This is a genomic window from Robbsia sp. KACC 23696, assembly GCF_039852015.1.
In the GTDB taxonomy this organism is placed as follows: Bacteria; Pseudomonadota; Gammaproteobacteria; order Burkholderiales; family Burkholderiaceae; genus Robbsia.
In genome coordinates, this window is sequence record NZ_CP156626.1 from 1097586 (window position 1) to 1122609 (window position 25024).

At 61.1% G+C, this 25024-nt stretch carries 20 protein-coding genes, 1 tRNA gene and 3 pseudogenes; 15 read left to right on the forward strand and 9 right to left on the reverse strand.

What is annotated here, in order from left to right; genetic code table 11:
* Positions 1–71 precede the first annotated feature (71 nt).
* A complete protein-coding gene (locus tag ABEG21_RS04515) occupies positions 72–1706 on the reverse strand; it encodes an ABC transporter substrate-binding protein (RefSeq protein WP_347556068.1) in 1635 nt (544 codons plus the stop codon).
* Positions 1707–1793: 87 nt separating this feature from the next.
* Positions 1794–2801 (reverse strand): LysR substrate-binding domain-containing protein, encoded by a 1008-nt coding sequence (locus ABEG21_RS04520; RefSeq protein ID WP_347556069.1) that lies wholly within the window; start codon positions 2799–2801, stop codon positions 1794–1796.
* 152 nt (positions 2802–2953) lie between these two features.
* Here ABEG21_RS04520 and ABEG21_RS04525 point away from each other — a divergent pair, with 152 nt between their 5' ends.
* The 5 genes from ABEG21_RS04525 to ABEG21_RS04545 all read left to right on the forward strand — a co-directional run bounded on the left by ABEG21_RS04525 (position 2954) and on the right by ABEG21_RS04545 (position 7196).
* Positions 2954–4360, forward strand: coding sequence for an FAD-binding oxidoreductase (locus ABEG21_RS04525; RefSeq protein WP_347556070.1), 1407 nt, complete (start codon positions 2954–2956; stop codon positions 4358–4360).
* Positions 4361–4419: 59 nt separating this feature from the next.
* Positions 4420–5064, forward strand: coding sequence for a TetR/AcrR family transcriptional regulator (locus ABEG21_RS04530; protein ID WP_347556071.1), 645 nt, complete (start codon positions 4420–4422; stop codon positions 5062–5064).
* Positions 5065–5151: 87 nt separating this feature from the next.
* A complete protein-coding gene (locus ABEG21_RS04535; RefSeq protein WP_347556072.1) occupies positions 5152–6075 on the forward strand; it encodes an alpha/beta hydrolase in 924 nt (307 codons plus the stop codon).
* Positions 6076–6197: 122 nt separating this feature from the next.
* Positions 6198–6626: a lysozyme inhibitor LprI family protein gene (locus ABEG21_RS04540; RefSeq protein ID WP_347556073.1), complete on the forward strand. Its 429-nt coding sequence runs from the start codon at positions 6198–6200 to the stop codon at positions 6624–6626.
* A 252-nt stretch (positions 6627–6878) separates the two neighbouring features.
* A complete protein-coding gene (locus ABEG21_RS04545; RefSeq protein ID WP_347556074.1) occupies positions 6879–7196 on the forward strand; it encodes a hypothetical protein in 318 nt (105 codons plus the stop codon).
* Between the two features lie 209 nt (positions 7197–7405).
* Here ABEG21_RS04545 and ABEG21_RS04550 read toward each other — a convergent pair whose 3' ends face one another.
* The 4 genes from ABEG21_RS04550 to ABEG21_RS04565 all read right to left on the reverse strand — a co-directional run bounded on the left by ABEG21_RS04550 (position 7406) and on the right by ABEG21_RS04565 (position 9447).
* Positions 7406–7798 (reverse strand): DUF86 domain-containing protein, encoded by a 393-nt coding sequence (locus tag ABEG21_RS04550; RefSeq protein ID WP_347556075.1) that lies wholly within the window; start codon positions 7796–7798, stop codon positions 7406–7408.
* Positions 7795–8085: a nucleotidyltransferase family protein gene (locus ABEG21_RS04555; protein ID WP_347556076.1), complete on the reverse strand. Its 291-nt coding sequence runs from the start codon at positions 8083–8085 to the stop codon at positions 7795–7797. The genes ABEG21_RS04550 and ABEG21_RS04555 overlap by 4 nt, the downstream gene beginning before the upstream one ends.
* Positions 8086–8263: 178 nt before the next feature.
* A tRNA-Leu gene (locus tag ABEG21_RS04560) sits at positions 8264–8348 on the reverse strand.
* Positions 8349–8502: 154 nt separating this feature from the next.
* Positions 8503–9447, reverse strand: coding sequence for a CysB family HTH-type transcriptional regulator (locus ABEG21_RS04565; protein WP_347556077.1), 945 nt, complete (start codon positions 9445–9447; stop codon positions 8503–8505).
* A 492-nt stretch (positions 9448–9939) separates the two neighbouring features.
* On the opposite strand from ABEG21_RS04565, the gene ABEG21_RS04570 reads away from it, so the two are divergent.
* The 7 genes and pseudogenes from ABEG21_RS04570 (at position 9940) to ABEG21_RS04600 (ending at position 16943) form a co-directional block, all read left to right on the forward strand.
* Positions 9940–11610 carry a nitrite/sulfite reductase gene (locus ABEG21_RS04570; RefSeq protein ID WP_347556078.1) on the forward strand — a complete coding sequence of 557 codons (1671 nt, stop codon included), beginning with the start codon at positions 9940–9942 and terminating at the stop codon, positions 11608–11610.
* Between the two features lie 15 nt (positions 11611–11625).
* Complete coding sequence (locus tag ABEG21_RS04575; protein ID WP_347556079.1) at positions 11626–12177, forward strand: DUF934 domain-containing protein; 552 nt, start codon at positions 11626–11628, stop codon at positions 12175–12177.
* 14 nt (positions 12178–12191) lie between these two features.
* Entirely contained in the window at positions 12192–13052 is an 861-nt protein-coding gene (locus ABEG21_RS04580; RefSeq protein WP_347556080.1) for a phosphoadenylyl-sulfate reductase, read from the forward strand.
* Between the two features lie 24 nt (positions 13053–13076).
* On the forward strand, positions 13077–14060 hold the full coding sequence (gene cysD, locus ABEG21_RS04585) for a sulfate adenylyltransferase subunit CysD (RefSeq protein ID WP_347556081.1): 984 nt from the start codon (positions 13077–13079) through the stop codon (positions 14058–14060).
* A 16-nt stretch (positions 14061–14076) separates the two neighbouring features.
* Complete coding sequence (locus tag ABEG21_RS04590; protein ID WP_347556082.1) at positions 14077–15498, forward strand: GTP-binding protein; 1422 nt, start codon at positions 14077–14079, stop codon at positions 15496–15498.
* A gap of 137 nt (positions 15499–15635) precedes the next feature.
* Positions 15636–16430, forward strand: coding sequence for a uroporphyrinogen-III C-methyltransferase (gene cobA / locus ABEG21_RS04595; RefSeq protein ID WP_347556083.1), 795 nt, complete (start codon positions 15636–15638; stop codon positions 16428–16430).
* 197 nt (positions 16431–16627) lie between these two features.
* Positions 16628–16943: pseudogene (locus tag ABEG21_RS04600) on the forward strand (type II toxin-antitoxin system ChpB family toxin).
* Between the two features lie 45 nt (positions 16944–16988).
* On the opposite strand, the gene ABEG21_RS04605 reads toward ABEG21_RS04600, so the two are convergent.
* Genes ABEG21_RS04605 through lptF form a run of 3 tightly spaced genes read right to left on the reverse strand, consistent with a single transcriptional unit; the run spans position 16989 to position 19660 of the window.
* On the reverse strand, positions 16989–17354 hold the full coding sequence (locus ABEG21_RS04605; RefSeq protein ID WP_347556624.1) for a CbiX/SirB N-terminal domain-containing protein: 366 nt from the start codon (positions 17352–17354) through the stop codon (positions 16989–16991).
* Complete coding sequence (lptG, locus tag ABEG21_RS04610) at positions 17351–18568, reverse strand: LPS export ABC transporter permease LptG (protein ID WP_347556625.1); 1218 nt, start codon at positions 18566–18568, stop codon at positions 17351–17353. Before lptG ends, ABEG21_RS04605 begins: the two co-directional genes overlap by 4 nt.
* Before the next feature lie 3 nt (positions 18569–18571).
* Positions 18572–19660: an LPS export ABC transporter permease LptF gene (gene lptF / locus ABEG21_RS04615; RefSeq protein WP_347556084.1), complete on the reverse strand. Its 1089-nt coding sequence runs from the start codon at positions 19658–19660 to the stop codon at positions 18572–18574.
* Positions 19661–19899: 239 nt separating this feature from the next.
* Between lptF and ABEG21_RS04620 the strand changes: the two are divergent.
* The 3 genes and pseudogenes from ABEG21_RS04620 to ABEG21_RS04630 all read left to right on the forward strand — a co-directional run.
* Positions 19900–21426, forward strand: a pseudogene (locus ABEG21_RS04620) (leucyl aminopeptidase); the annotation flags it as partial.
* Between the two features lie 184 nt (positions 21427–21610).
* Positions 21611–22024 carry a DNA polymerase III subunit chi gene (locus ABEG21_RS04625; protein WP_347556085.1) on the forward strand — a complete coding sequence of 138 codons (414 nt, stop codon included), beginning with the start codon at positions 21611–21613 and terminating at the stop codon, positions 22022–22024.
* A 325-nt stretch (positions 22025–22349) separates the two neighbouring features.
* Positions 22350–24830: pseudogene (locus ABEG21_RS04630) on the forward strand (type VI secretion system Vgr family protein); the annotation flags it as partial.
* Positions 24831–25024 lie beyond the last annotated feature (194 nt).

Below are 25024 nucleotides of genomic sequence, written 5' to 3' on the forward strand. Positions count from 1 at the left end.
CGTTGATGTCGTACATCGATGGGGGGCGTTGCCCGCGCGCGGCGTGCGCGCAGGCGGTCGTGCTGCGGGGCTCAGGCTTTGTGCAGATTGAAGAACAGCGGCATCTGCTGCGAGACGCCGGTCCACCCCTTGCGGAAGGCCGATGCGTTGTAGATCGCGCCAAGCGGGATGTAGGGCACATCCTGCCATACCTGCAACTGCAACTGTTCGCAGACCTTTTTGCGTGCTGCGTCGTCCGGCGCGTCGAACCATGCGCTACGCAGCGTTTCCAGCTTCTCGCTCGTCGGCCAGCCGAACCAACCGCTCTTGCCGTTGCCGCGCAAGGCGAGATGGCTGGCCGGATCGAAGTTGTTCATACCGTTGATGGTGGTGAAATGCAGGTTCCAGCCGCCGTTCGCGGGTGGATTCTGATTGGCGCGGCGTTGCATCAACGTCCCCCAGTCCATCGTCTGCACGTCGACATTCATCCCGAGCTTTTTCAGCAGGTCGGCGGCCACCATTGCCGGCATATGGCTGGGCGCATAGTCGGCCGGATCGAGCAGCACAACTTTTTCGCCCTTGTAGCCGGCATCCTTGATTGCCTGTTTCGCTTTTGCGAGATTGGCAGGCGAGGGGCCTTTCATCACGTCGAGGCCAGCCGATGTGGCCATCGGCGAGCCCGGGCTGAATACGCCGACGCCGGTGTCCCAATACGCCTTGTTGTCCTCGCCCATCAGCGCCGACATGAATTCCTTCTGATCGATGACGCTGAGGATCGCGCGGCGGATGGCCGGATTGTCGAAGGGCGGATACAGCGCGTTGAAGCGCATGATCGGAATCGACGGCACTTTCAGTTTGACCAGTTGCAGATTCGGGTCCGCGGCCAACACCGGCAGAAAGTCCGAGCTGACGATTTCGATGGCGTCGATTTCGCCGGCCTGCAAGGCAGCCGTGGAGGTTGCCGCGTCGGGAATCGTCTTCCAGATCACTTCGCTCAATTGCGCGTTCTTTGCGCCCGATGTGAACGAACTCGCGGCCGGATTCGGCACATAGGCATCGAAGCGCTCGAACACGGCGGTCGCGCCCGACACCCATTTGTCTTTCGGAAAGCGATAGGGACCGCTGCCGACGACCTCGGTGATCTGCGTATGCGAATCTGTTTTTGCCAAGCGTGCGGGCATGATGGCGCACATGCTGGAGGCGAGCTTGCCCAACGCGTTTGGCAACAGCGAAAACGGCTTGTTCAACTTGAATACCAAGACTTGCGGATCGGTCGTGACGATCTCGGCGGTGCGCTTCAGCAATTCCTGGCCCAGCGAGTCACGCGTGCCCCAGCGGCGGATACTGGCGGCGCAATCGGCGCTGGTCACCGCCGAGCCGTCGTGGAAGGTCAGGCCCTTGCGCAAGGTCAGCGTCCAGGTCTTGCCGTCGGCGCTGGTTTTCGCATCCGCCAGCATTTGCGGTTTGACGTTGTAGTGCTCGTCGAAACCGAAGAGCGTGTCGAAAACCAGTTCCGCGTACATCTGCGTGATGTAGGCCGTGCTCCAGATCGGGTCGAGGCTTGCAAGATCCGCTTCGGGGACGTAGCGCAGTACCGGCAGCTTCGACGGTGTCGCGGCCATCGCACTGCCGGCCAACCCGGGGAAAATGAATTCCGGCAACGACATCGCGGCCGCCGCGGACGCGGCGCTTCCGGCGGTTTTCAACAGAAAAGCTCGGCGTTTCATCAAGACTCCCGGTAAGGTGGATCAGGCTGCCGACCCCGCTCGGCGACGCGCATGGCGCCGCCCACAGGCAAGCCCTTTGGTTGGATTCTAGGAGCCCGCATTTTTGTCGTCGTATGCTTTTTCTTGAGCAGGCTTTAACGTTTTATTAAGGGTTGTGCGTGGTTTGGCTGCTGCGTCGGCGGGGGGAACGGTTTTGACGCCCAAGCCGCAGTCGTTCAGCGTTTCGCGCAGGACCTGCGCGAACGCCGTTGCGGCACGCGAGAGCGGATCGCTGCGCAGGTGCACGAGGCGCGCGACGAAAGAGGGCGCATCCATCAACGGCCGGACGGCGAACTCGCCGGCGCTCCGGCTGTGTATCGAAAACTCATCCACCAGCGCGATGCCGACGCCCGCCTGCACCATCGAACAAGCATGCTGGGGCGATGCGACGTCGATCGCGACATCCAGCGGCACGCCCGCTTCCCGGTAGCGCTCGCCGATCAGCCGGCCCAGCGGCATATGGGCGGAATACGCGATCAGCGGGTGCGGCTGCAGATCGGCCAGCGTCAACATGCCGCGGCGCGTCAGCGGATGATCGGACGGGCAGATGCATACCAACCGTGCCTCGCCGACGGCCTCGTAGCTCAGGTTCGGGTGGTCTTCGCCGGTGATCTGCAGCGCCAGATCGGTTTCCTTTGCCAGCAAGGCTTGCGTAAGCTCATTGCGTGTCATCTGACGGAACGTCACCTTGACGTCCGGGGTGTGGGCCCGAAAGCGGGCAATTGCCTTCGGCACCAGGAATTGTCCGACGCTGGCCCCGCAAGCGATCCGGACATGCCCCGCCGGCCGTGAGGCGAGTTCCGCCGCGACCTCGTTGACGCGTTGAATCCCGGCGTAGGCGCGTTCGATTTCCGCGAATAAGGTGTGCGCTTCCGGCGTTGGGTAAAGGCGCCCGCGGATCCGCTCGAACAGATCGAAACCGAGCCGTTGCTCCGTGTAAGAGAGCAAACGGCTCACGGCCGGTTGCGAGACGCACAGTAATTTTGATGCGGCGCTGATCGATCCGGTCGAGATGACGGCACGGAACACTTCGATTTGTTTGAAGCTGAGAGCCATCGGCGGGGAAGGGGCGGTCGGAGGAAGGACGCGCGGCTGTCGGAAGCGGCCGCCCTTAACGTTACATTAAGACGCGGCGATAAAAAAATAATCGATGTCTCAAAAGTGGCTGTCTACACTGCCGGCATCGATAACGCGACGCGGTATGACGTATGCACAGCAATTTGATCGGAAGGCTGCGTGGTGCGGTAGGCGATGCGGGTCTGATCCTCGATGCGCCGGGGCAGGCCACGTATTTGACGGACTGGCCGCGGAAATGGTCGGGAACGACACCGGTTGTCGTCCGGCCGGCGTCGACCGACGAAGTGGCGGCCGTGATGCGCATCTGTCACGAAACGCGCACGCCGGTGGTGCCGCAGGGCGGGAATACCGGGATGACGGGCGCCGGGATTCCGGACAAGCAGGGCGGTCAGATCGTCTTGAGCTTGAACCGGATGAACCGCATCCTCGACGTGGATGTCGTCAGCAACACGATGACGGTGGAAGCGGGCGTCATCCTGCAGCAGGTGCAGCAGGCGGCCGCCGATGCCGACCGTTTCTTTCCGCTGAGCCTTGGCGCCGAAGGCAGTTGCACGATTGGCGGAAACCTGGCGACCAATGCCGGCGGTATCGCCGTTTTACGCTATGGCAATACGCGCGATTTGACGCTCGGCGTCGAGGTGGTGCTTCCCGATGGCCGGGTCTGGGATGGCTTGCGCGCCTTACGCAAAGATAACAGCGGCTATGATCTGCGCGACCTGTTTATCGGTTCCGAAGGCACGCTGGGCATCATCACGCGCGCCGTCGTGAAATTGTTTCCGGCACAACATGGGCGGGCGACGGCATGGGTCGGCGTGCCGAGCCACGGGGATGCGGTGCAGCTGCTGTCGATGATGCAATCGATCTGCGGCGAGCGCATCATCGCGTTCGAGATGATGTCCGAATTCGGTTTGTCCGTCATTCTGCGACATGTCGCCGATACGCAGCGCCCGCTCGGCGATGTCCATCCTTATTACGTGCTGGTCGAGATCGCCGATGCGCAGCGCGAGACGCCGCCCGTCCTGCTGGAGGAGGCCTTGGCGAAAGCGCTCGAAAGCGGCCTCGCCCACGACGCGGTGATCGCCGTGAACGACAGGCAGCGGCAAGCCATGTGGAAAATTCGCGAAGGGGTGTCGCAAGCGCAACTGCGGGAAGGCAATCCGTTGAAGCATGACATTGCGCTGCCGATTGCGCAGATCGCGCCGTTTATCGATGCGGCGGATGCGCTCGTCGCCGCGCACTTTCCGCAGTTGCCGGTGTTGAATTTCGGTCATATCGGCGATGGCAATCTTCATTACAATGTGCTGCTGCCGCATGACCTGTGCGATGACGAACGCGAACGCCTGACGCGCGAAGTTAATCTCAAAATACATGACCTCGCGATCGCCTATCGCGGCAGCATCAGCGCCGAACATGGCGTGGGCCTATTGCGGCGCGATGAACTGCGGCGTTACAAGTCGGCCGTGGAGACGGATCTGATGCTCGCGATCAAGCGTGCACTCGACCCGGATCAACTGATGAATCCGGGCAAGGTGCTCTAGGCAACGACGGGCGATCGAATGCCTGGCGTAAAGCGCGGCGCGCCGAGCTTGATTTGGAAATGAACGTTTCCTATAATGCTGCCATGAAATACGAAAAACATCCTGCCGCTGAGGCACGTGGCCCAGGCCGCCCGCGTGAATTCGAGATGAGTGCCGTCGTCGATGGCGCGATCCGGATTTTTCGCGAGCGGGGCTATCACGCGACCTCGGTAGGGGATTTGAGCGCCGCTACGGGACTGACCGCAGGGAGTTTGTACAAGGCTTTCGGGGATAAGCGGGGCGTCTTTATTGCAGCGTTCGATCGCTACGTCGAGATGCGGCATGCCAAGATCCAGGCGGGGCTCGGTGCGGAATCGACGGGGCGAGACCGGATCCGTGCGGTCCTCCAGGTCTACGCGGACGTATCGTTCGGTACCGAGGGGCGTCAGGGATGCCTCGTGTTGTCGTGTGCGATGACGCTGGCCAGCTTCGATGAGGAAGTAGCCCAAAAAATCGCAGCGTCGATGCGGCGCACCGAGGATCTGCTGCGACGTCTGGTGCGGGAAGGACAGAAGGACGGATCCATTGCGCAGGATGTGAAGGCAGACGCCAGTGCACGTGCGCTTTTGGCGATGTTGCAAGGGTTTCGGGCAATTGGAAAGTTTGGCCAATCGCGCGACGAGATGCGTGCGGTCGTCGACGAAACACTGCGGCTGCTGCGCTGATTTTTTTACCTAATTTGGAAATTAAAATTTCCAAATTAAACGTCTTCCGCGTTTTCGCTTCGGGAGGCGTCCCAGAAAGGAGAGGGTATGCATTCGATTTCGATTGGTGGTCTTGCGAACGCTACGGCGCCAGCGTCGCGCCCGGATCCCGCGCTCGCTGGTTTCGTTCATCGTTTTGAGACGGTGAATGGTGTGCGATTGCATTACGTGGAGGGCGGCAAACGCGATGGTGACGCGTTGGTGCTGCTCGCCGGATTTCCTGAGAGCTGGTACGCGTGGCGGAAAGTGATGCCGCTGCTCGCGGCGCATTATCGCGTGATCGCGCCCGACCTTCCGGGCCAGGGCGATTCGGATTGCCCGATGGATGGCTATGACACCACCTCTCTGGCGACGACGATTCACGGCTTGCTCGGCCAACTGGAGGTGAAGCGCTACCATCTCGCGGCGCACGACGTCGGGGCGTGGGTCGCGTATCCGTACGCGGCGATGCATGGCGATGAAGTGCAGCGCCTCGTCGTGATGGATGCCGGCATCCCTGGCGTGACCTTGCCCGATATGCTGCCGACGGCGCCGGATCGGGCGTGGCGCACGTGGCATTTCTCGTTTCATGTCGTGCCGGATTTGCCTGAGTTGCTGATCGGCGGCAAGGAGCGCGTCTACCTCGATTGGTTCTTGCGGCGCAAGGCGGCCAATCCGGCATGCTTCTCCGAGGCCGATGTCGATGAGTACCTCCGTACGTTCACGCGCATGGGCGCGCTGCGGGCGGGGCTGGGTTACTACCGTGCCGCCGGGGAGTCTGCGCGTCAGAACCGGGCGTTTGTCGCAAAGGGCAAGTTGCGCATGCCGTTGCTGGCGTTGAGCGCCGACCAAGGATCGATTCCGGACATGGCCGGCCCGCTTCGTGCATTTGCCGAAAACGTGCAGGGCGAAACGATTTCGCACTGCGGGCACTTTTTGCCGGAAGAGCAACCTGAGGCCGTGGCCGCGGTGATGCGCCGATTCTTGGGCTGAGGCGAGGTAAGGTGGTCGGTGTGCGGCGCGTATTACAATCCGGGCTGACCGCGCGTCTTGGCCGACGCCTCGGCGGGATCGTTTCTGGGGCGCGGTTTATTTCCCTCCTTTAAGGAAAAGCCATGTCGCGCGTCTTGTCACGAAGCATCTCTTTGCGTCTCATGCTGCTGAGCCTGCCGTTGGTCGCGGGCGCCTTCGTATCCCCATTCGCATCGGCTCAGAGTTGCCCGGCTGACGACGAGACCACGATGTGTATGAACCAGCGCTTGTCGAGGGAGTTCGCGGCGGCGGATAAGAAGCTGAATCTCAGCTACCAAAAGCTCATGAAGCAGCTTGCGGGACCGAAAAGCGATGACGCCGATTACCCAGCCGTGCGGGCTTCGTTAATTGACGCGCAGCGTAATTGGGTGGCGTTTCGCGATAGCGATTGCAAGGGGCAGTACATGTTGAATATCGGAGGGACGCTTCGAGACGCGGTGTATCTGACTTGCAAGATCGATCGGACGAATGTCCGCATCAAACAGCTGGATAGGTGGACGCAGGGCGATTAGTCGTGTCTCTTGTACGGGGCGTGTTTCAATACATCACCGTTCCGCCTACGCGCTTTCTTCTTTTTTGACGTTGGGAGTGAGCATTGCTCCTCGCTCAACAAAGCCTGGCTAGCGCCATCTCCGACGCACGGTGCATACCTCGCAAGCTCGGTGAATGCCTTGATATTCGCGTGCACGTCGCAGGCCTAGCCTAGGGTCTCGCAGTCGTGATGCATGACCTTGTCGTGCTCACGCTGAACGTCGAGGAGCGTAATGATGAATCAGGATCTAAAAGAGCAACTGACGCATATCCCGAAAGGCAAGTATCTGATGATCTATGGCCGCTGGGGCAATGCGATCAATCACACGATCGAGCAGGGCGAGCTGAAGGATGTGAATTGGGATCGGGACACGGTCGAGCTGCATAGCACTGTGTACGGTAATGACTTCACCGTCGATATGAGCAAGGCGTTCAGCATCGATGAATCGCGCAGTGGATCCGGCGCCCGGGGCTCGGCGCAATCGCCGGATTGGAAGCAGAATAGCCAGGGCGATTGGTATAAGGGCGATCGCAAGTACGAGGGGCATTGACGCATGCTGCTGCGCCGCGCGTGCCGCTCGCGCACATCAGCAATTTCGCGCTATGCCCCAGAACGAAAAAAGGCCTGCTCCGAAGAGCAGGCCTTTTTAAGTGAACCGGAGTTCACTGAATCCCGTTGGTGCCCGGGGCCGGAATCGAACCGGCACGCCTTGCGGCGGGGGATTTTTAGTCCCCTGCGTCTACCCACTGCGTTTTCCTATCAGGCGTCGGGTCCTTGCTGACGTTCTGCGGCAGCGGCTAGTTTTGCTAGCTGTATTTCGAGCGTCGGCAAGTGTGTCTTTACCGTGTTCCAGACAATTTCCAAGTCGGTGTCGAAGTATCCGTGAATCATTCGGTTACGCATGCCGATGATATTTTTCCAAGGCAATGCTGAATCGGGGTTCGCTTCAAGAAAGGCAGGAAACTCGTTTCGAATTTGGGTGGCGCTTTCACCGATGATGACAAGGTTCATCAACACCGCCTGCTGGATCATTCGAGTCTCAAGGAATCTCGTCTTATCGATGTCCGCGATATAGGCGCGGGCCAAATGCGATGCCTCCAACATATGTTCGAGGTAATCTGCAAGGCGGAGGGCGCGCTGCTTTGCGTTCATACCGGTACCGCTGCATCCAATATTGCAGCCCGGAACTTCACCGAAATATCGTTTGGCGTCAAAAGGTCGACACCGACACCCAGCAGTTCTTCCAGTTCATATTGAATGCCGCCGAGATCGAATAACGTCGCGCCTGGAAGCGCATCAACAAGAATGTCGATGTCGCTTCCTTCCCTGTCATCGCCACGAGCAACCGATCCAAAAATGCGAGGGTTGCTGGCCTTGTTCGCAGCGACGATCTGACGAATTCTGGCGCGGTGGGTGTTCAGTGCGACTGATGGTCTCACGGATGTCTCCGTACGGTTATCAAGCCATCATAATCCTGAGAGTCGGGCTGTCAAGTGCCCAAACGGTAGGCGCCCTGAAGGCTATCAATCAGCACTTTCGCGCTATGCCCCAGAACGAAAAAAGGCTTGCTCCGAAGAGCAGGCCTTTTTAAGTGAACCGGAGTTCACTGAATCCCGTTGGTGCCCGGGGCCGGAATCGAACCGGCACGCCTTGCGGCGGGGGATTTTGAGTCCCCTGCGTCTACCAATTTCACCACCCGGGCCGTTTGCGGCTCGGTGAATCGCGGCAACAAAGCACATCGCTGCCAGGAAAAACATGCCCTAAAGCACACACCGAGACAAACAAGAAGCGGGATTATGGCGGAAAATTTTGAAGTAGGCAAGCACTCTTCATCAAAATTTTACTGTCACCGTGGACTACAGTTCATATCGCTCGCCATCGCTGCCACGCAAGGCTTGATCCAGCAGTTTGCGGTCGGTCTGCGGCGACAGCAGTTCCACCAGCGTATAAATATAGCTGCGCAGATAAGCCCCTTGCTTCAGTGCGATCCGCGTGACGTTCGAGCCGAACAGATGCCCCACCGGCATCGCCTTCAAGGACTTGTCGCGGTCTGCCTGATACGCCATATCCGACATGATGCCGACGCCCAGTCCCAATTCGACATAGGTCTTGATCACGTCCGAGTCGATCGCTTCGAGCACGATGTCCGGCTTCAATCCGCGCCGCTCGAAAGCTTGGTCGATCTTCGTGCGTCCCGCGAACGCGGAGCCGTACGTAATCAATGGATATCGCACCAGATCCTCTAGGGACAGTTCGCCCCGCGACGCCAGCGGATGGTCATGCGTGACGATCGCGACGTGCATCCATTGGAAGCAGGGTACCGATGTCAGTCCCGGATAGTCGGCAATGGCCTCGGTCGCGACGGCCAGATCCGCCTGATCGCGTAATACCATCTCCGCGACCTGCGTCGGATTGCCCTGCAGTATCGACAGATGGACTTTCGGAAAACGCCGACGGAATTCGGCGACCGCAGCCGGCAGCGCATAGCGCGCCTGCGTGTGCGTCGCGGCAATGGTCAGATTCCCCTGATCTTGCGCGGCAAACTCACTGCCGACCCGTTTCAGACTTTCCACTTCCTGGAGAATCCGCTCGACGGACGCCAGAATCAGCCGGCCAGGCTCGGTCAGCGAGCGCACCCGCTTGCCGTGTCGCCGAAAAATTTCGACCCCGAGCTCTTCCTCCAGTTCGATGATTGCCTTGGAGACGCCCGGTTGCGACGTAAACAGGGCCTTCGCCGCCTCGGTGAGGTTGAAGTTCTGACGCACGGCCTCGCGAACGAAGCGAAATTGGTGCAGGTTCATAATAAGCAGCAAGTCCCGAAGCGGCCGAGGCCGGGCAGGCCTCTGGTCTTGTTTCAACTAGTTCGTCATCGCCGCGCCGCTGGGAACCGCGTCTGCGTGTTCAATGATCGATTGGACCGACTGGCACGGTCAATGTCACCGTCGCGGCGTGCGGTACCTCTCCCGATGCCGTCGAGCAACCCTGCGATAATACGGGTTAGCCCTTTTATTTCCTCGGCATAAAAGCCATCGTGGCCGATCGGGGCAGCGTCACAGGTCCGGAACACGGGCGCGTCGGCGCTAATAACCCTGCGGCATAACGGTGTAATTTTTTAGTCGTTTGAAATATAAGGCGAGTTTATTACGATTTCCAGTCCCAATGCCACCGTTCCCGGGCACTGCTGCGTTGTGGCGGCGCGCGTGAGACGCTTACGCCACAAATGCTGAGCGGCCCGAATCGGCCGAATCGCGGCTAGCGGCATGGCGAAGAGTGGCAAGATACGCGAGTCCCCTATGTACCAATACGACCAGTACGATCAGCAAATCGTTGACGAACGCGTGGTGCAGTACGCCGACCAGGTGCGTCGTCGCCTGAGCGGCGAACTGGATGAGGAAGAGTTCAAGCCATTGCGGCTGCAGAATGGCCTCTACATGCAACGGCACGCCTATATGCTGCGCGTCGCCATTCCTTACGGAAACCTGTCGAGCGCCCAGATGCGCATGCTGGGACATATCGCGCGCGAGCACGACCGCGGGTATGGCCATTTCTCGACGCGTACCAATATCCAGTACAACTGGATCAAGCTCGAAGAAACGCCGGAGATTCTGCGCAAGCTCGCGTCGGTCGAGATGCACGGCATTCAGACGTCGGGGAATTGCATCCGCAATATTTCGACCGATCAATTCGCCGGTGTGGCGCCTGACGAAATCGTCGATCCGCGCCCGTATTGCGAATTGATGCGCCAATGGTCCACCTTCCACCCGGAATTTGCCTGGCTGCCGCGGAAATTCAAGATCGCGATCAATGGTGCCACGGAAGATCGCGCGGCGACCTTGCTGCACGACATCGCCATCCACCTGAAGCGCGACGCGAATGGCGACGTCATCGCCGACGTTTTGGCCGGTGGCGGCATGGGCCGTACGCCGATCCTCGGCAGTGTGATCAAACGTGACTTGCCGTGGCAACATCTGGCCTCGTATTGCGAGGCGGCGCTGCGTGTGTATAACCGCTATGGCCGTCGCGACAATATCTATAAGGCGCGGATCAAGATTCTGGTCAAGGCATTGGGCGCTGAGCAGTTTTCGGAGCAGGTTGAGGAAGAGTGGGTCCATCTGAAGAACGGTCCGGCGACGTTCACCGTGGAAGAGCGCGACCGCGTCGCGTCTTTCTTCGTGCCGCCGCAATATGAGACGCTGCCCGCAATCAATCCTGATTACGAGCAGCAACTCCGCGACGATCGCGCTTTCGCACGTTGGGCGGAGCGCAATGTGCGCGCGCACCGTCAACCGGGTTATGCGAGTGTCACGCTGTCGTTGAAGCCGCACAACGCGCCTCCGGGCGACGCGACCGATGTCCAGATGGAAGCCGTCGCCGATTGGGCCGATCGCTTCAGCTTTGGCGAGCTTCGCGTGACGCACGAGCAGAACCTGGTGCTGGCCGACGTGAAACAGTCGGAGCTGCACGCGCTCTGGCAATTGGCACGGGCGCAAGGCTTCGCCACGCCGAATATCGGGCTGTTGACCGATATCATCGCCTGCCCGGGCGGCGATTTCTGCTCGCTGGCCAACGCGAAGTCGATCCCGATTGCGGAAGCGATTCAACGTCGCTTCGACGATCTCGACTACGTGTACGACCTCGGCGACGTGACGCTGAATATTTCAGGTTGCATCAACTCGTGCGGACATCACCATATCGGCAATATCGGCATTCTCGGCGTCGATAAGGATGGCAGCGAGTGGTACCAGGTGTCGCTGGGCGGCGAGCAGGGGAACGCCGCGCAGATTGGGCGTGTGATCGGACCGTCGTTCTCGGCCGAAGAGGTGCCGGATGTCGTGTCGCGCATCATCGATACCTTTGTAAAGCATCGCGACGGCGAAGAGCGCTTCAGCGAAACCTATGCGCGGGTGGGCGTCGCACCGTTCAAGGAACACGTCTACGCATCGCGGCCGAAGGCCAACGCCTGAGAGGAAACCAGCACCATGGCATTGATCATCAAGAACCGCGAAGTCGTGGAAGACCGTTGGCATACCGTGCGCGCGAATGCGGAGGGGCAACTCCCCGAGCCGCAGGACCTGCCGCATGGCGCCATCATCGTGCCGTTCACGTATTGGAGCGCGAACCGTGACGCGCTGACCGCGTCGCGGAGCAAAGCCGATCTGGGTATCTGGCTGGCGCCCACCGATGAGCCGGCATCGTTGCTGGACGATATCGATTCGGTGACGGTATTGGCCGTCGATTTCCCGGCTTTCAAGGACGGTCGCGGTATCAGCATCGCGCGTTTGCTGCGCGAGCGCTACGGCTGGAAGGGCGAGATTCGCGCGATCGGCGATGTGTTGCGTGACCAGATCGGCTATATGTCCCGCTGCGGCATCGACGCGTTCGCGGTCCGCGCGGACAAGGACATTCACGATGCCTTGCACGCCTTCGACGAGTTGACCTTGCACTATCAAGGCGCCGTTGACGATCCGCGTCCGCTGTTCCGTCGCGTGCAGCGGCAGGGCGCGCCGGCGGCGTCGGCAACGCAGTCCTGAACGGAGTGACGACGATGGCAACGGAAACCCGTAGTTCGCCGTTGGCGGATGCAGCCGATCCGGCTGTTGCGGTAGCGGCTTCCGAGACCGAGGTCGGCTCGGTCAGTGCTGTCAGCACGATCATGCGCCCGGTTTTGTCGGGGCCACGCCGGGACGGACCGCGTTCGCAGCCCTTGGACGCGTTGATTACCGAGCTGGATGCACGTCTGGACGGCATTGCCGCGGCGCATCCGGGACATCGCGTCAAACTCGCAAGCAGCCTCGCGGCGGAAGACATGGTGCTGACGCACGCGATTCTTTCGCGGCGCGTCGATATCGGCATTTTTACGCTGCAGACCGGCCGCTTGCACGCGGAAACGGTCGGCATGTTGGATACGGTGGCGAACCGCTATGGCTATCGGATCGAGACGTTCGAACCGCAGCCGGACGCGGTGGCACGATACGTCGACGCGCACGGACTGAATGCCTTCTATGAAAGCGTTGCGCTGCGCAAAGCGTGTTGCGATATGCGCAAGGTTGAGCCGCTGAACCGCGCGCTGGCCGGTGTCGACGCGTGGGTGACGGGGCAGCGACGGGAACAGTCGGTGACACGGACCGAGCTGCCGCATCGGGAGCACGACGGTGCACGCGATATCTCGAAATACAACCCGCTGGCGGATTGGACCGAAGCCGATGTCTGGGCTTATCTGGATCAGCTCGATGTGCCGGTCAACCCGCTGCACGCGCGGGGTTATCCGAGCATCGGCTGCGAGCCGTGCACGCGCGCGGTTCGGGTGGGCGAGGATAGTCGCGCGGGACGATGGTGGTGGGAGTCGCGCGATACGAAGGAATGCGGATTGCATCAGAACGCCGTGACGTCAGACAGCAAGCAGTGATATGGATTGGAGTGAATGAGCGACATGAACAGCCCTATTGAGTTGAAGACCGCTGCCAACGGTACGGCGGCGCAGGCCGGCGACACGCAGGCGGCGGGCGGCATGGACCATCTGGATTGGCTCGAAGCCGAATCCATCCATATCCTGCGCGAAATGGTGGCGGAATGCCGCAAGCCGGCGCTGCTGTTCTCCGGCGGCAAGGATTCGGTCGTCGTCCTGCATCTGGCGCTGAAGGCCTTCGGCCTGGGCCCGCAACGCAAGACGACGTTACCCTTCCCGCTGGTGCACATCGATACCGGTCACAACTTCGACGAAGTCATCACGTTCCGCGACCAGCGTGTCGCCGAATTGGGTGCCGAGTTGATCGTTGGTCATGTCGAGGACTCGATCCGTCGCGGGACCGTGCGTCTGCGTCGCGAAACCGATTCGCGCAATGCTGCGCAGGCCGTGACGTTACTGGAGACGATCGCCGAGCATCAGTTCGACGCCTTGATTGGCGGCGCGCGTCGCGACGAAGAGAAGGCGCGTGCGAAGGAGCGGATCTTCTCGTTCCGCGACGAATTCGGTCAGTGGGATCCGAAGGCACAGCGCCCCGAGTTGTGGAGCCTGTATAACGCCCGTCTGCATCAGGGCGAACATCTGCGCGTGTTTCCCATCTCGAATTGGACCGAACTGGATATCTGGCAATACATCGGACGCGAGCAACTGGCGCTGCCGTCGATCTACTACGCTCACACGCGCGAAATCGTACGGCGTAGCGGCTTGCTGGTGCCGGTGACGCGACTGACGCCGCCACGCGACGGCGAAGTCGCGGAGCAGGCGCTGGTGCGCTTCCGCACGGTCGGCGATATCAGCTGCACCTGCCCAGTGTCCAGCGATGCCACCGACGTCGAGGCGATCATCGCCGAGACGGCCGTGGCCGATGTGACCGAACGCGGCGCAACCCGGATGGACGACCAGGCATCCGAGGCGGCAATGGAACAACGCAAGAAGCAAGGCTATTTCTGAGCAGGGCGGACCGATCATGAGCACACAACCTCTCAATGCCGCGGTGTCGGCGAATACCGGCCTGTCGGGCACGATCGACGGCAGCGGTCCGGTAGCGGACCTTGGCGTCTTGCGTTTCATCACGGCGGGCAGTGTCGACGATGGCAAGAGCACGCTGATCGGACGGCTGCTGTACGACAGCCGCGCGGTGCTGAGCGATCAGCTCGGCGCCTTGGCACGGGCGAAGAACAAGCGCACTGTCGGCGACGAGATCGATCTCGCCTTGCTGACGGACGGTTTGGAAGCCGAGCGCGAGCAGGGCATCACGATCGATGTCGCCTACCGTTATTTCGCCACCGGTCGTCGCAAATTCATCATTGCCGATACGCCGGGACACGAGCAATACACGCGCAATATGGTCACCGGTGCATCCACTGCGCATGCGGCCATCGTGTTGATTGATGCCACGCGCGTGACGATCGAAGGCGACACGACGACGCTGCTGGCGCAGACGAAACGCCATAGCGCGATCGTCAAGCTGCTCGGCATCAAACACGTGATCGTGGCCGTGAACAAGATGGATCTCGTCGACTACAGCGAGAGCGTGTTCGACAAGATCCGCGAGGCCTACGTCGCATTGGCGCAGCGCCTGGGTCTTGAAAATGTCCGCTTCGTGCCGGTCTCGGCGCTGAAGGGCGATAACGTCGTGACGCCGAGCGAGCGGATGCCGTGGTATGGCGATGGCCCGCTGCTGTCGACGCTGGAACTGCTGCCGGTGGCGCAGAACCTGGCCGCGCTGCGTTTCCCGGTGCAATGGGTGGCGCGTCAGGACGGCTCGCAGGCAGATGACTTCCGCGGCTATATGGGGCGCATCGAGTCCGGCAGCTTGAAGGTGGGACAGCGTATCCAGGTACTGCCCAGCGGCATCGATGCGGAAATTGCCGAGTTGATCGCGCCGGTGCCGGGCGGTACCGCATCGGTGGCTGAAGCGCATGCCGGTCATTGCGTGACGGTGCGTCTGAGCGCCGATGTCGACGTATCGCGTGGCGATATGTTTGTCGAGGCGGCGGGGACGGAAGGGGCGGTCGATACGGCCCAGGTTCAGGGCGGCGGGAGCGTGGCGCGCAAGCTCGTGGCCGATATCTGCTGGCTGGGCGAGGAGCCGCTGTCGTCGCAGCGTAAATACCTGCTGAAGCAGACGACGGCCACGGTCTTCGCGCGCGTGTCGGCGGTCCATCACACGTTGGACGTGCACACGTTGTTGAACACCACGGAAGACAGCGCGGGCGCCGCCGTGACCGTGAAGATGAACGATATCGGTTCGGTTTCGCTGAATTTGCAGAAGCCCGTCGTCTGCGACACCTATGACAACAACCCGGCCACCGGCGCATTCGTGTTGATCGACGAAGCGACGTATCATACGGTTGCGGCGGGCATGATCCGGCAATTCAGCGCCTGATCATTGCCGTCGTGGGCGGTCGCACGGTCTTCCGATAGGCCGCGTGCGGGACGCCAGGGATGGTGCGCGTGGCAATGCGTATCGTCGGCAACGATAGTCGACGTAGACGGGCAGGGACTCCCCGCGAGGGGCAAACGATGACAGCAAAGGTTTATCTCATTGGTGCGGGGCCTGGCGCGGCCGACTTGATCACGGTCCGTGGCGCGCGCTTGCTCGCCCGCGCGGCAGTCGTGCTGCACGACGCGCTGGTCGAACCCGACATGCTGGAATTGGCGCCGGATGCCCGTTTGATTCCAGTGGGAAAGCGTTGCGGCAAACACTCCAGCGCCCAGCATTTCATCAACAAGCAGTTGGTGGATGCGGCGAAGGCGCAGGCTGACGGTCAGATCGTCGTCCGTCTAAAAGGGGGCGATCCGATGCTCTTCGGACGCGCCGACGAGGAAATGCGCGCGTTGGAGGCAGCGGGCATCGACTATGACGTCGTGCCCGGCGTCACGGCGTCACTCGCGAGTGCCGCGAGCCTGAAGCGCTCGCTGACCTTGCGGGGGGTAGCGCGAAGCGTCGTGCTCGCCACCCGCAGCCGGGCGGCCGATTCGGACGACATTCAACGCCGCGCCGATGCGGATTCACTCGTGTATTACATGGGGCGGGATCAAGCGCCGGAAATTGCCTTGGAGCTGATCGAGGCGGGGCGGGATCCAGAGACGCCTGCTGTCGTGGTCGAGGCGTGTTCGACGCCTCGGGAGCGCAGCGTGACTGTCAGTCTTCAGGCGCTCGCTGACGGCGCGCTAAGCGACTGGTTCGACAAGGCGCAACCGTGCGCGCTGCTGATCGGGGAGGCTTTCCGCCCGAGATCGACACTGGCGGGACAGTCGGCGGCATCGGATCTCGACGCCGCACTGGAACACGGGCCCGACGTTCACGCCGCCTGAATCGGCGTGACGCGCGCAGCCCCGCACACTTACGGCGTTTTCGGCTCGACACCGTGCGCACTAATAGCGCTTTTTTGGCTTCCGATGTCGCGCCGGAGGGCAGCGCCAGGTCTAGCGCAGGGTTAAGAAATTCCTTATCGCTACCGGCCCATCTTGTCGAAAATCCGGCGAAGCGCGCGAAGTTCGATCGTGGCGATATCGTACGAGTCTGCTTGAATCCATCCCACGGGCACGAACAAAAGGGCGACTTCAGACCCGCGCTAGTCTTAGCCCCCGCTGCGTTCAATGCATTAGGCGTCGCGTTGGTTGCGCCCAAGTCAACGCGGTGAGTCAGCACGTTTTGCCGGTTTTGCAGCGCCGCTTTCCGGTTCTGGTACGGAAACACAAGGCGTCGTGTTGGTGAATAGGGTTCGCGCGATGGACTTGGAGGCTCGCGGTGCGCGTAAGATCGAGCGCGCTCCAGATGAGGTAATCGAGGATGCACTGGCGCGGCTTCAGGCCATTCTCGAATAATAAGACAGTGCCGCCTTTGGTCACTGCAAGACGACTGTGAGCGGATTACGCCCGCAGCGCATAGGCCGCTAGCGCATCCAGCACCGCATCGTCCTCTCCCGCCGCTTGCGTGCAGAGGATCGTTAGATCCGGTCGGGCAAGGCGACATTGATCGAGGAGGGCGGGCAGATCACGCCGCAGATGTGCGCCTTGTCCGAAAAATACCGGCACGACCTTGATCGTATCGCAGCCCTCGGCGGCAAGTGCATCGATCGCACCGGCCAGATCCGGTGTCATCAATTCCAGAAACGCCAAAGACACCGCCGGGCCATCCGGCACGCCGCGCAGCCTTTGCGCCAGGCGCTCGAACGGCTCCGCCCAACGCGGATCGCGTGCACCATGCCCGAACAAGACGATACCGGTGGCCATCAGTGTCGATTCACCCATTTGAGGCTGACAATGCCCATCGCCAGGTAAATCAGCGAGGGCAGGGCCGCGGTGAGCGGTGCCGGCCAAGTATTCAAATTGCCGATATGCGAAAACAGCGTATTGATCAACTGGAAGCTCATCCCCAGCATAATGCCGCCGAAGACTTTCATCCCGATCGCGCCCGCGCGGGTATGCATATAGGCGAAGGGCAGTGCCAGCGTCAGCATCACGAAAACGGCGAACGGATAGAAGATCTTCCGCCACAGCGCCGTCAGATAGCGTTGCGCGTCCTGGCTGTTTTCTTGCAAATGGCTGATATACGACGACAAGGTGTAGATCGACATCTGGTCCGGCGACACGAGCAGCACCGACAGAATCCGCGGCGTCAACTCCGAGCGCATCAGCATTTCCGGCTTCGATTGTTCCGTTGCTTGATACAGCGGATTTAACGAAGTCAGATCCGCCACCGGCTCGTTCGTGAGCCGCTTCAGGTCCATTTCCGTCACATCCTGTAAGCGCCACTGATTCGGCGGCACGAAGGTGCCGCTCTTTGCCTCGCGCACGCTGTTCAAGCGATATTGCGAGTCGAATTCGTAGATCTTGACCTGGCTGATGGTCGAATCGGAATTCAGCTTGCCGACATTGACGAAGCGGGTCACGCTGGACTGATCGCCCTTCGTGCCGCCCGTGCCGCCGGTGCCGCCGGTGCCGCCGGTGCCGCCGGTGCCGCCGGTGCCGCCGTTGGCGCCGGGCACGGTGTCTTTCAACCAGACCCCGGACTTGAAGTCCGACGAGACCGACGAGCCCAATGCGCCCAGTCGCACGCGCTCCGACAACTGATTCGCGTAAGGGCCGATGTATTCACCGATCGCGAACGTCAGCAGCAGCAGCGGCACGCCGATTTTCATCTGTGTGCCGAGGGCGCGCATCGGCGACAAGCCGGCCGCGCGCAGGATCGTGAACTCGGACGAGCCGGCCATTTGCGCGAACACGTAGATCGCACTGATCAGCACCGCGACCGGGATGATGTCGTAGAAGTGCGAAGGCTGCTGTAACGCCACCGTCAACACGGCGTAGGCAAAGCTGTACTTCCCGTGTCCGACCGAATCAAGTTGACTGATCAAGTCAAAGAAGAAGAACAGTCCCGAGAAGGCAAACAGAATGAAGATGAAGGTCAGATAGACCTGTCTGCCGATATATCGTTCGTAAGTACGCAACATTTATTTCGCCCGCCGCAGCCGAAGAGTGAAAAGCGGGCGGTTTTGAATCCGGCGCCACAATAGGAAGGTGGCAGCGCACGCCACGATGATATGCAGCGCAAACAGGCCGACGACAAATGGGATCCGTCCCTGCTCGATCCAATTCTGCATCAGGTTCTGCAGATTTGAATAGGTCAGGTAGACGAGGACCGCGAACACCATATTGATGGTCCGACCGCGTCGGGGGTTTTGGTAGGCCAGCGGGATGGCCAGCAGCATCAGCGTCATGCCGGTCATCGGCAAGCCGAGGCGCCAGGCCAGTTCGCCCAGGTGATCGCGCGTCGGCGTCTGCAGCAGTTGCATCGACGGTGTGCCGCGCGTGTTCTGCGTTTCCACTGTCGGCTTGTCATCCATTTTCACGCCGTAGCGCTTGAATTCGACCACGCGGAAATTGGCTTTACCCGGCTCGCCGTCATAGCGCCGACCGTTTTCCAGCACGATGAAGCGGTCGCCGTTCGGTTGGGTCTCGATTTGACCTTGCTTCGACACGACGACGAACAATTTGCCGTTCTCGGTGCTGGTGACAAAGACGTTCTGAACGTTGGCCAGGTTGGCCGAGAGTTTCTCGACGAAGAAAACGCGGTGATTCGTTGCCGATTCGCGGAATTGACCGGGGGCGATCAGCGAAATATCGTCGCGTTGCTGAAACCGCGCGGTGATCTTCGCTTGCTCGTTGCTGGCCCAGGGCCATGCCACCAGGGAGCAAAACGCGATGGCGATAATGATCGGCGCGGAGAACGTCGCGATCGGTCGGATCAGCGCGTACAGGCTCAGGCCGGACGCTTGCCAGACCACCATTTCGGAATCGCGATACCAGCGTGTGAGCACGACGAGGATCGAGACGAACAGCGTGACGATCATCATCACGGCCAGATAGCCGACCATCGTCAGGCCGATCAATACCAATACGTCGCGCGGATCGACCTTGCCGACGGCGGCGGACCCGATCACTCGGATCACCATCGTCGTCAGCATGATGGTCACCAGCACCATGAATACGGCGCCGGCGGTTCCCGCGAGTTCACGCTGCAGTGAACGTTGAAAAATCATGTCGTCAGAAAGAGAGAGCGCTTAAGGCGCAAAGTGCGCTCGGCAGGATAGCGCGATGCCGGTCCTGAAGGTGTTTCGGGACCTGTTTCCGTGCATTACATCGTGCGTGCGAACGTTCCCCGAAACGGGTTCCGGCGAAGCACCACACGTGGGGCCGGGACCGGTGCGTCAGACGTCCGCTGTCGTCGCGCGGAAAATAGCGGATAATCGCGCTTGAACTGTCACCAGGAATGAGCGCGATGGACTTTAGCATAAAAGCCTTCGAGTGGACCAAGACGGCCGGCGCCGCCGGCGGCGTTGCAGGTACGAAGACTGATTGTATCGTGGTCGGCGTGTTCGAGGCGGCCGGGCAGGCCGCGTTGAGCCCGGCGGCTGCGCAAATCGATGCCCAGAACGGCGGGTTGCTGACGCGTTTGCTGAAAGCAGGTGATCTGGAAGGGCGTGCCGGCGCGACGCTGCTGCTGCACTGTGACCCCGCATCGGCCGCCCCGCGCGTGCTGGCAGTGGGTCTGGGCAAGCCGGACGCGTTCGGCGCCAAGGCGTTCCTGGAGGCCAGTCGCGCCGCCGGCCGCGCGCTGGCGGGCGCCAAGGCGGCGTCCGTCTTGCATACGTTGGCCCAGCTGACGGTGCCGGAACGCGACGCCGCTTGGGCATTGCGCACGGCCATCGTGAGCTTGCGCGAGGCGAGCTATCGCTTTGGCGGCCGACGTTCGCGCGCCGACGCCACGCCGTCCTTGGCGCTGAAGAAGGTGGTGTTCAGCGTCGATGCCAGCGAAGAGAAAGCATTGAAGACCGCGCTGCAGGCAGGCGTGGCGCTGTCGAACGGCATGGACCTGACGCGGGATCTGGGCAACGAAGCGCCCAATTTCTGCACGCCGCGTTTCCTGGCGGATACCGCGCGCAAGCTCGGTCGCGACTGGAAGCTGAAGGTCGAGGTGCTGGAGCGCAAGCAGATCGAAGCATTGCGGATGGGTTCTTTCCTGTCGGTCGCGAAGGCATCGGTCGAGCCGCCGCAGTTCATCGTGCTGCGCCACAACGGTGGCGGCGCGAAGGATGCGCCGGTCGTGCTGGTGGGCAAGGGCATCACCTTCGATACCGGCGGCATCTCGCTGAAGCCGGGCGAGGCGATGGACGAGATGAAGTACGACATGTGCGGAGCGGGCAGCGTGCTGGGCACGATGCGCGCCGTCGCCGAGATGAATCTAAAGCTGAATGTCGTCGGCATCATCCCGACCTGCGAGAACATGCCGGGTGGCAATGCGCTGAAGCCGGGCGATATCGTCACCAGCATGTCCGGCCAGACCATCGAGGTGTTGAACACGGACGCCGAAGGGCGCCTGATCCTGTGCGATGCGTTGACGTATGCGGAACGCTTCAAGCCGGCGGCCGTCGTCGATATCGCCACGTTGACGGGCGCTTGCATCATCGCGCTAGGCCATCACAACTCGGGCCTGTATGCGAGCGACGATGCCTTGGCGACGCAGTTGCTCGACGCATCGAAGGTAGCGGCGGACGCCGCATGGCGCATGCCGCTCGACGACGCCTATCAGGATCAGTTGAAGTCGAATTTCGCCGATATGGCGAACATCGGCGGGCGTCCGGCCGGTAGCGTGACCGCGGCCTGCTTCCTGGCGCGTTTCACGAAGGCGTATCCGTGGGCGCACTTGGATATCGCCGGCACGGCTTGGAAGAGCGGTGCGGCGAAGGGCGCCACGGGCCGTCCGGTGCCCTTGCTGGTGCAATTCCTGTGCGACCGCGCCGAAGCGCCTGCTGTGCCGTTGGCAGCGGATTCGGCGTCGAAGGCCGGCAAGCCGGCCGCGCGGAAGGCACCGGGGACGGCTCGCAAGGTTGCCGTGAAGACGGCAAAGGCCGCCTGAGCGTGGTGTCGCGGGTCGCAGAGCGGTACCGTAGCCGGGCAGGCTTCCAGGCAGATAGCGCTGGAGGCCTGGCATGACGCGGATCGATTTCCATACCGGCGTCGCCGATCAGATCGGCTATGCGTGTCGTTTGGTGCGCAAGGCCTACGGCGCCGGCCAGCAGACGGTCGTCGTTGGGGAACCGTCGATGCTTGCGACGTTGGACGCGGCATTGTGGACGTTTTCATCGTTGGACTTCATTCCCCATTGCGGCGTTGACAGTCGGCTGGCGGCACAGACGCCGGTCGTGCTGAGCACGTCGCCGGGGCGTGCCCCGCATCATGCGGTGCTGATCAACTTGGGCGGCGTCGTGCCTGAGGACTTTGCCCGTTTCGAGCGCTTGCTTGAAATCGTCGGCGCCACGCCCGATGCGGTGACGGCGGGGCGTGACCGATATCGCTTTTACCGCGATCGCGGCTATCAACTGACCAATCACGTCGCTGCTTAGCGGGCGGGGTGGGATGGCAGTCATATCGGAGGGCGCCGCGGCTGGGCGACCCTCCTTTTTATTTGTTTCGTACTAAATGCGCGCGATGCGTGCATCGCGCAGATCCCCGCGTTAGGCTAAATTGCTGACCATGCAATAGTTAATAGACTGTCTTTTGAAAGACTTTCATCGATACACATCGGTGGTGTGACGAGTTCGATTAGCACGTGCCCACGGTACAGATATGACTTATCATTAAGTCCAATCCGTAACGTGGGGCCTTACGTCGTGTAAGGTTTTGGGTTTGTCAGATAATTTAACGACATTGTCATCGGCGGCCGCGTCGATGCTTGGTGGCGTGGATCAGCAAGGCCGCTTGCTGAAACTCGACACGCCGCTCAGTGGCGTGACGTTGACGCCGATCCGTGCCGTGGGCGAGAGCCGCATCGGTCGACACTATGAGTTCGTCGTCGATGCGGTGTCGTCGAAGGAAGACATTGCGCTCAAGACGCTGATCGCTCAGCCGGTCACGCTGTGGATTCAGCAAAGCGATCAGCGCTATCTGCCGCATCATGGCTATGCGCATACGGTACGCCGGCTCGGCGGAGATGGCAGTCTCACTGCCTACCAAATCGCGTTCACGAGCTGGCTCCATTTTCTGAAATTTCGTAAAGACGCGCGCATCTGGCAGAACAAGTCGGCCGACGACATTCTGACCGACGTGTTCAATGCGCATCCTCAGGCGCAGGGTTTCTTTTCTTTCTCGCTGTCGGCCGCCTTGCCGAAGCGATCGTTCTGCGTGCAGTACGAAGACGACTGGACGTTTGCGCATCGCATCATGGAGCAGGAGGGACTGTATGGTTTCTTCCAGCAGGCCGCCGACGGTCAATCGCATAGCTTCGTCATCACCGATAACCTTTACGCGCTGACGGCGAATCCGCAGCAGTCGATCGGCTTCTATCGCGCCGGCATGGGCAGCGAGGCGGACGCTTTTACGCAGTGGAGCGGGACCCGCGAGCTGCAAAGCGCGCAGTTGACCACGCGCACGTTCGACTACAAGCAGCCCTCTTCGGGGGCGGTGGGCAAGGGCACCGATACACCGACGATGGCGAATCAGGGCAATCTGCCGTCGCAGTCCGAGGTGTATGAATACACGGGGGCCTATACCTACAATGCGCAGGACCGCGGCGACACGCTTTCCGAGATTCGGATGCAGGAGTGGGAGTCGCGTGCGAAGCGCTTCTACGGGGCGGGCGGCACGCGGAGCGTCGATGCGGGCCAGTGGTTCACCTTGGACGACCACCCGGTTCACCAAACGGGCACGACACAGGATCGACAGTTCGCCGTGATCGAGGCACGGTGGGTGATCGAGAACAATGTCTCGGTCTCCAGTGAAAGCGCCGACTTCCCGTTCAGCCTGAAAGAGCACGTCGATGAGGTGCGCGCGGCGCATCAAGCGCAGAGTGGGGCAACGCATACCTTGGCAGGCGCGGTGGCCGGCGTATTGGGTGCGGGGCGTTCTGCTTCCAGCAAGGCGAGCAGCGGCGGCACGGAAGGCTTCTATCTGGTGGAGGTCGAGGCGCAGCGTCGAAGCGTACCTTTCCGCAGCCCGTTCGATCATCCGAAGCCGCGCATGACGATGCAGACGGCGACGGTGGTGGGGCAGTCGGGACAAGAGGTGTACACCGATGCCTTGAATCGCATCAAGGTGCGCTTTCATTGGGATCGTTTGAACGACGGCGACGAGAATGCATCGTGCTGGATTCGCGTGATGCAGTCCGACAGTGGTAACGGCTATGGTGGCGTGCACAGCCCGCGCATCGGTGAGGAAGTGATCGTCGATTGGCTCGATGGCGATTGCGACAGGCCGCTGGTTACCGGACGGCTGTACAACGGGAATACCACGCCCGAGTGGCATTCGAATGGGATCCTGTCGGGGTTCAAGTCGAAGGAGTACGGCGGCAGCGGTTATAACCAGCTCGTGATGGATGACGCCACCGGGCAGAATCGCGTGCAACTGGCGAGTAGCTCGGCGGCGTCCGCGCTGCATCTGGGTTATCTCGTTAATCAGAGCGGCAATACGCGTGGCGCGTATTTAGGGACGGGCTTTGATCTGAGTTCCGGAGCGTATGGCGCGTTGCGAGCGAGCCAGGGGATGTATATCAGCACGCATCCGACGACGGCGCAGCCGATGGATGCGAGTAACGCCTCGCAGCAACTGATCAATTCGGAAAGCGTGATGGAGGCGCTCTCCGATGCATCGACTACGGCGCAGGCGGAGAGCCTGGTCGACGGGCATACGGCGCTGAAGGCCTTCACCGATGCAACGCAGAACAGTGCGGGGGGATCGACGCAGGCGGGCGGGAATACGGCGGGCGGCGGGACGGGGAGTGCGAACCAGTTCAAGGAGCCCGTGCTGCTGATGGCGAGTCCGAGTGGGATAGGGATGGCGACGCAGGCGTCCGTGCATATGTCGGCGAGCAAGCAGGTCAATGTGGTGAGCGGGCAGGATACGTCGCTGGCGGTGGGGAAATCCTTGATCGCGGCGGTGAAGGAAAAGATCAGCCTGTTTGCGCAGAATGCCGGGATCAAGCTGTTTGCCGCCAAGGGGCCCGTGCAGATTCAGGCGCAGTCGGATGCGCTTGAAGTGACGGCGCAGAAAGGCGTGAAGGTGCTGTCGGCGACGGACGTGATTCAGATCTCTGCGGCGAAGGGCGTGCTGCTGACCAGCGGCGGGGCATATATCAAGATCGCCGATGGGAATATTCAGATTCATGCGCCTGGGACCGTGGATGTGAAGGCGGGGGCGCATGATTTTTCTGGGCCGACGCGTTTGGATCCCCAGTTTCCTGCGTGGACGCAGATCGAAAACAAGCAAGGGCGATCGATCGACTTTTCGGGATGAAGCAGGGGGAATATGACTTGGGAAACCTCGTTATGTTTGTCCTTTGCATCACGGACCGTCGTACCTCGGATTTCAATCAATACTTTGAGATAGGCGATGAGTCTATCTTGGTTTTG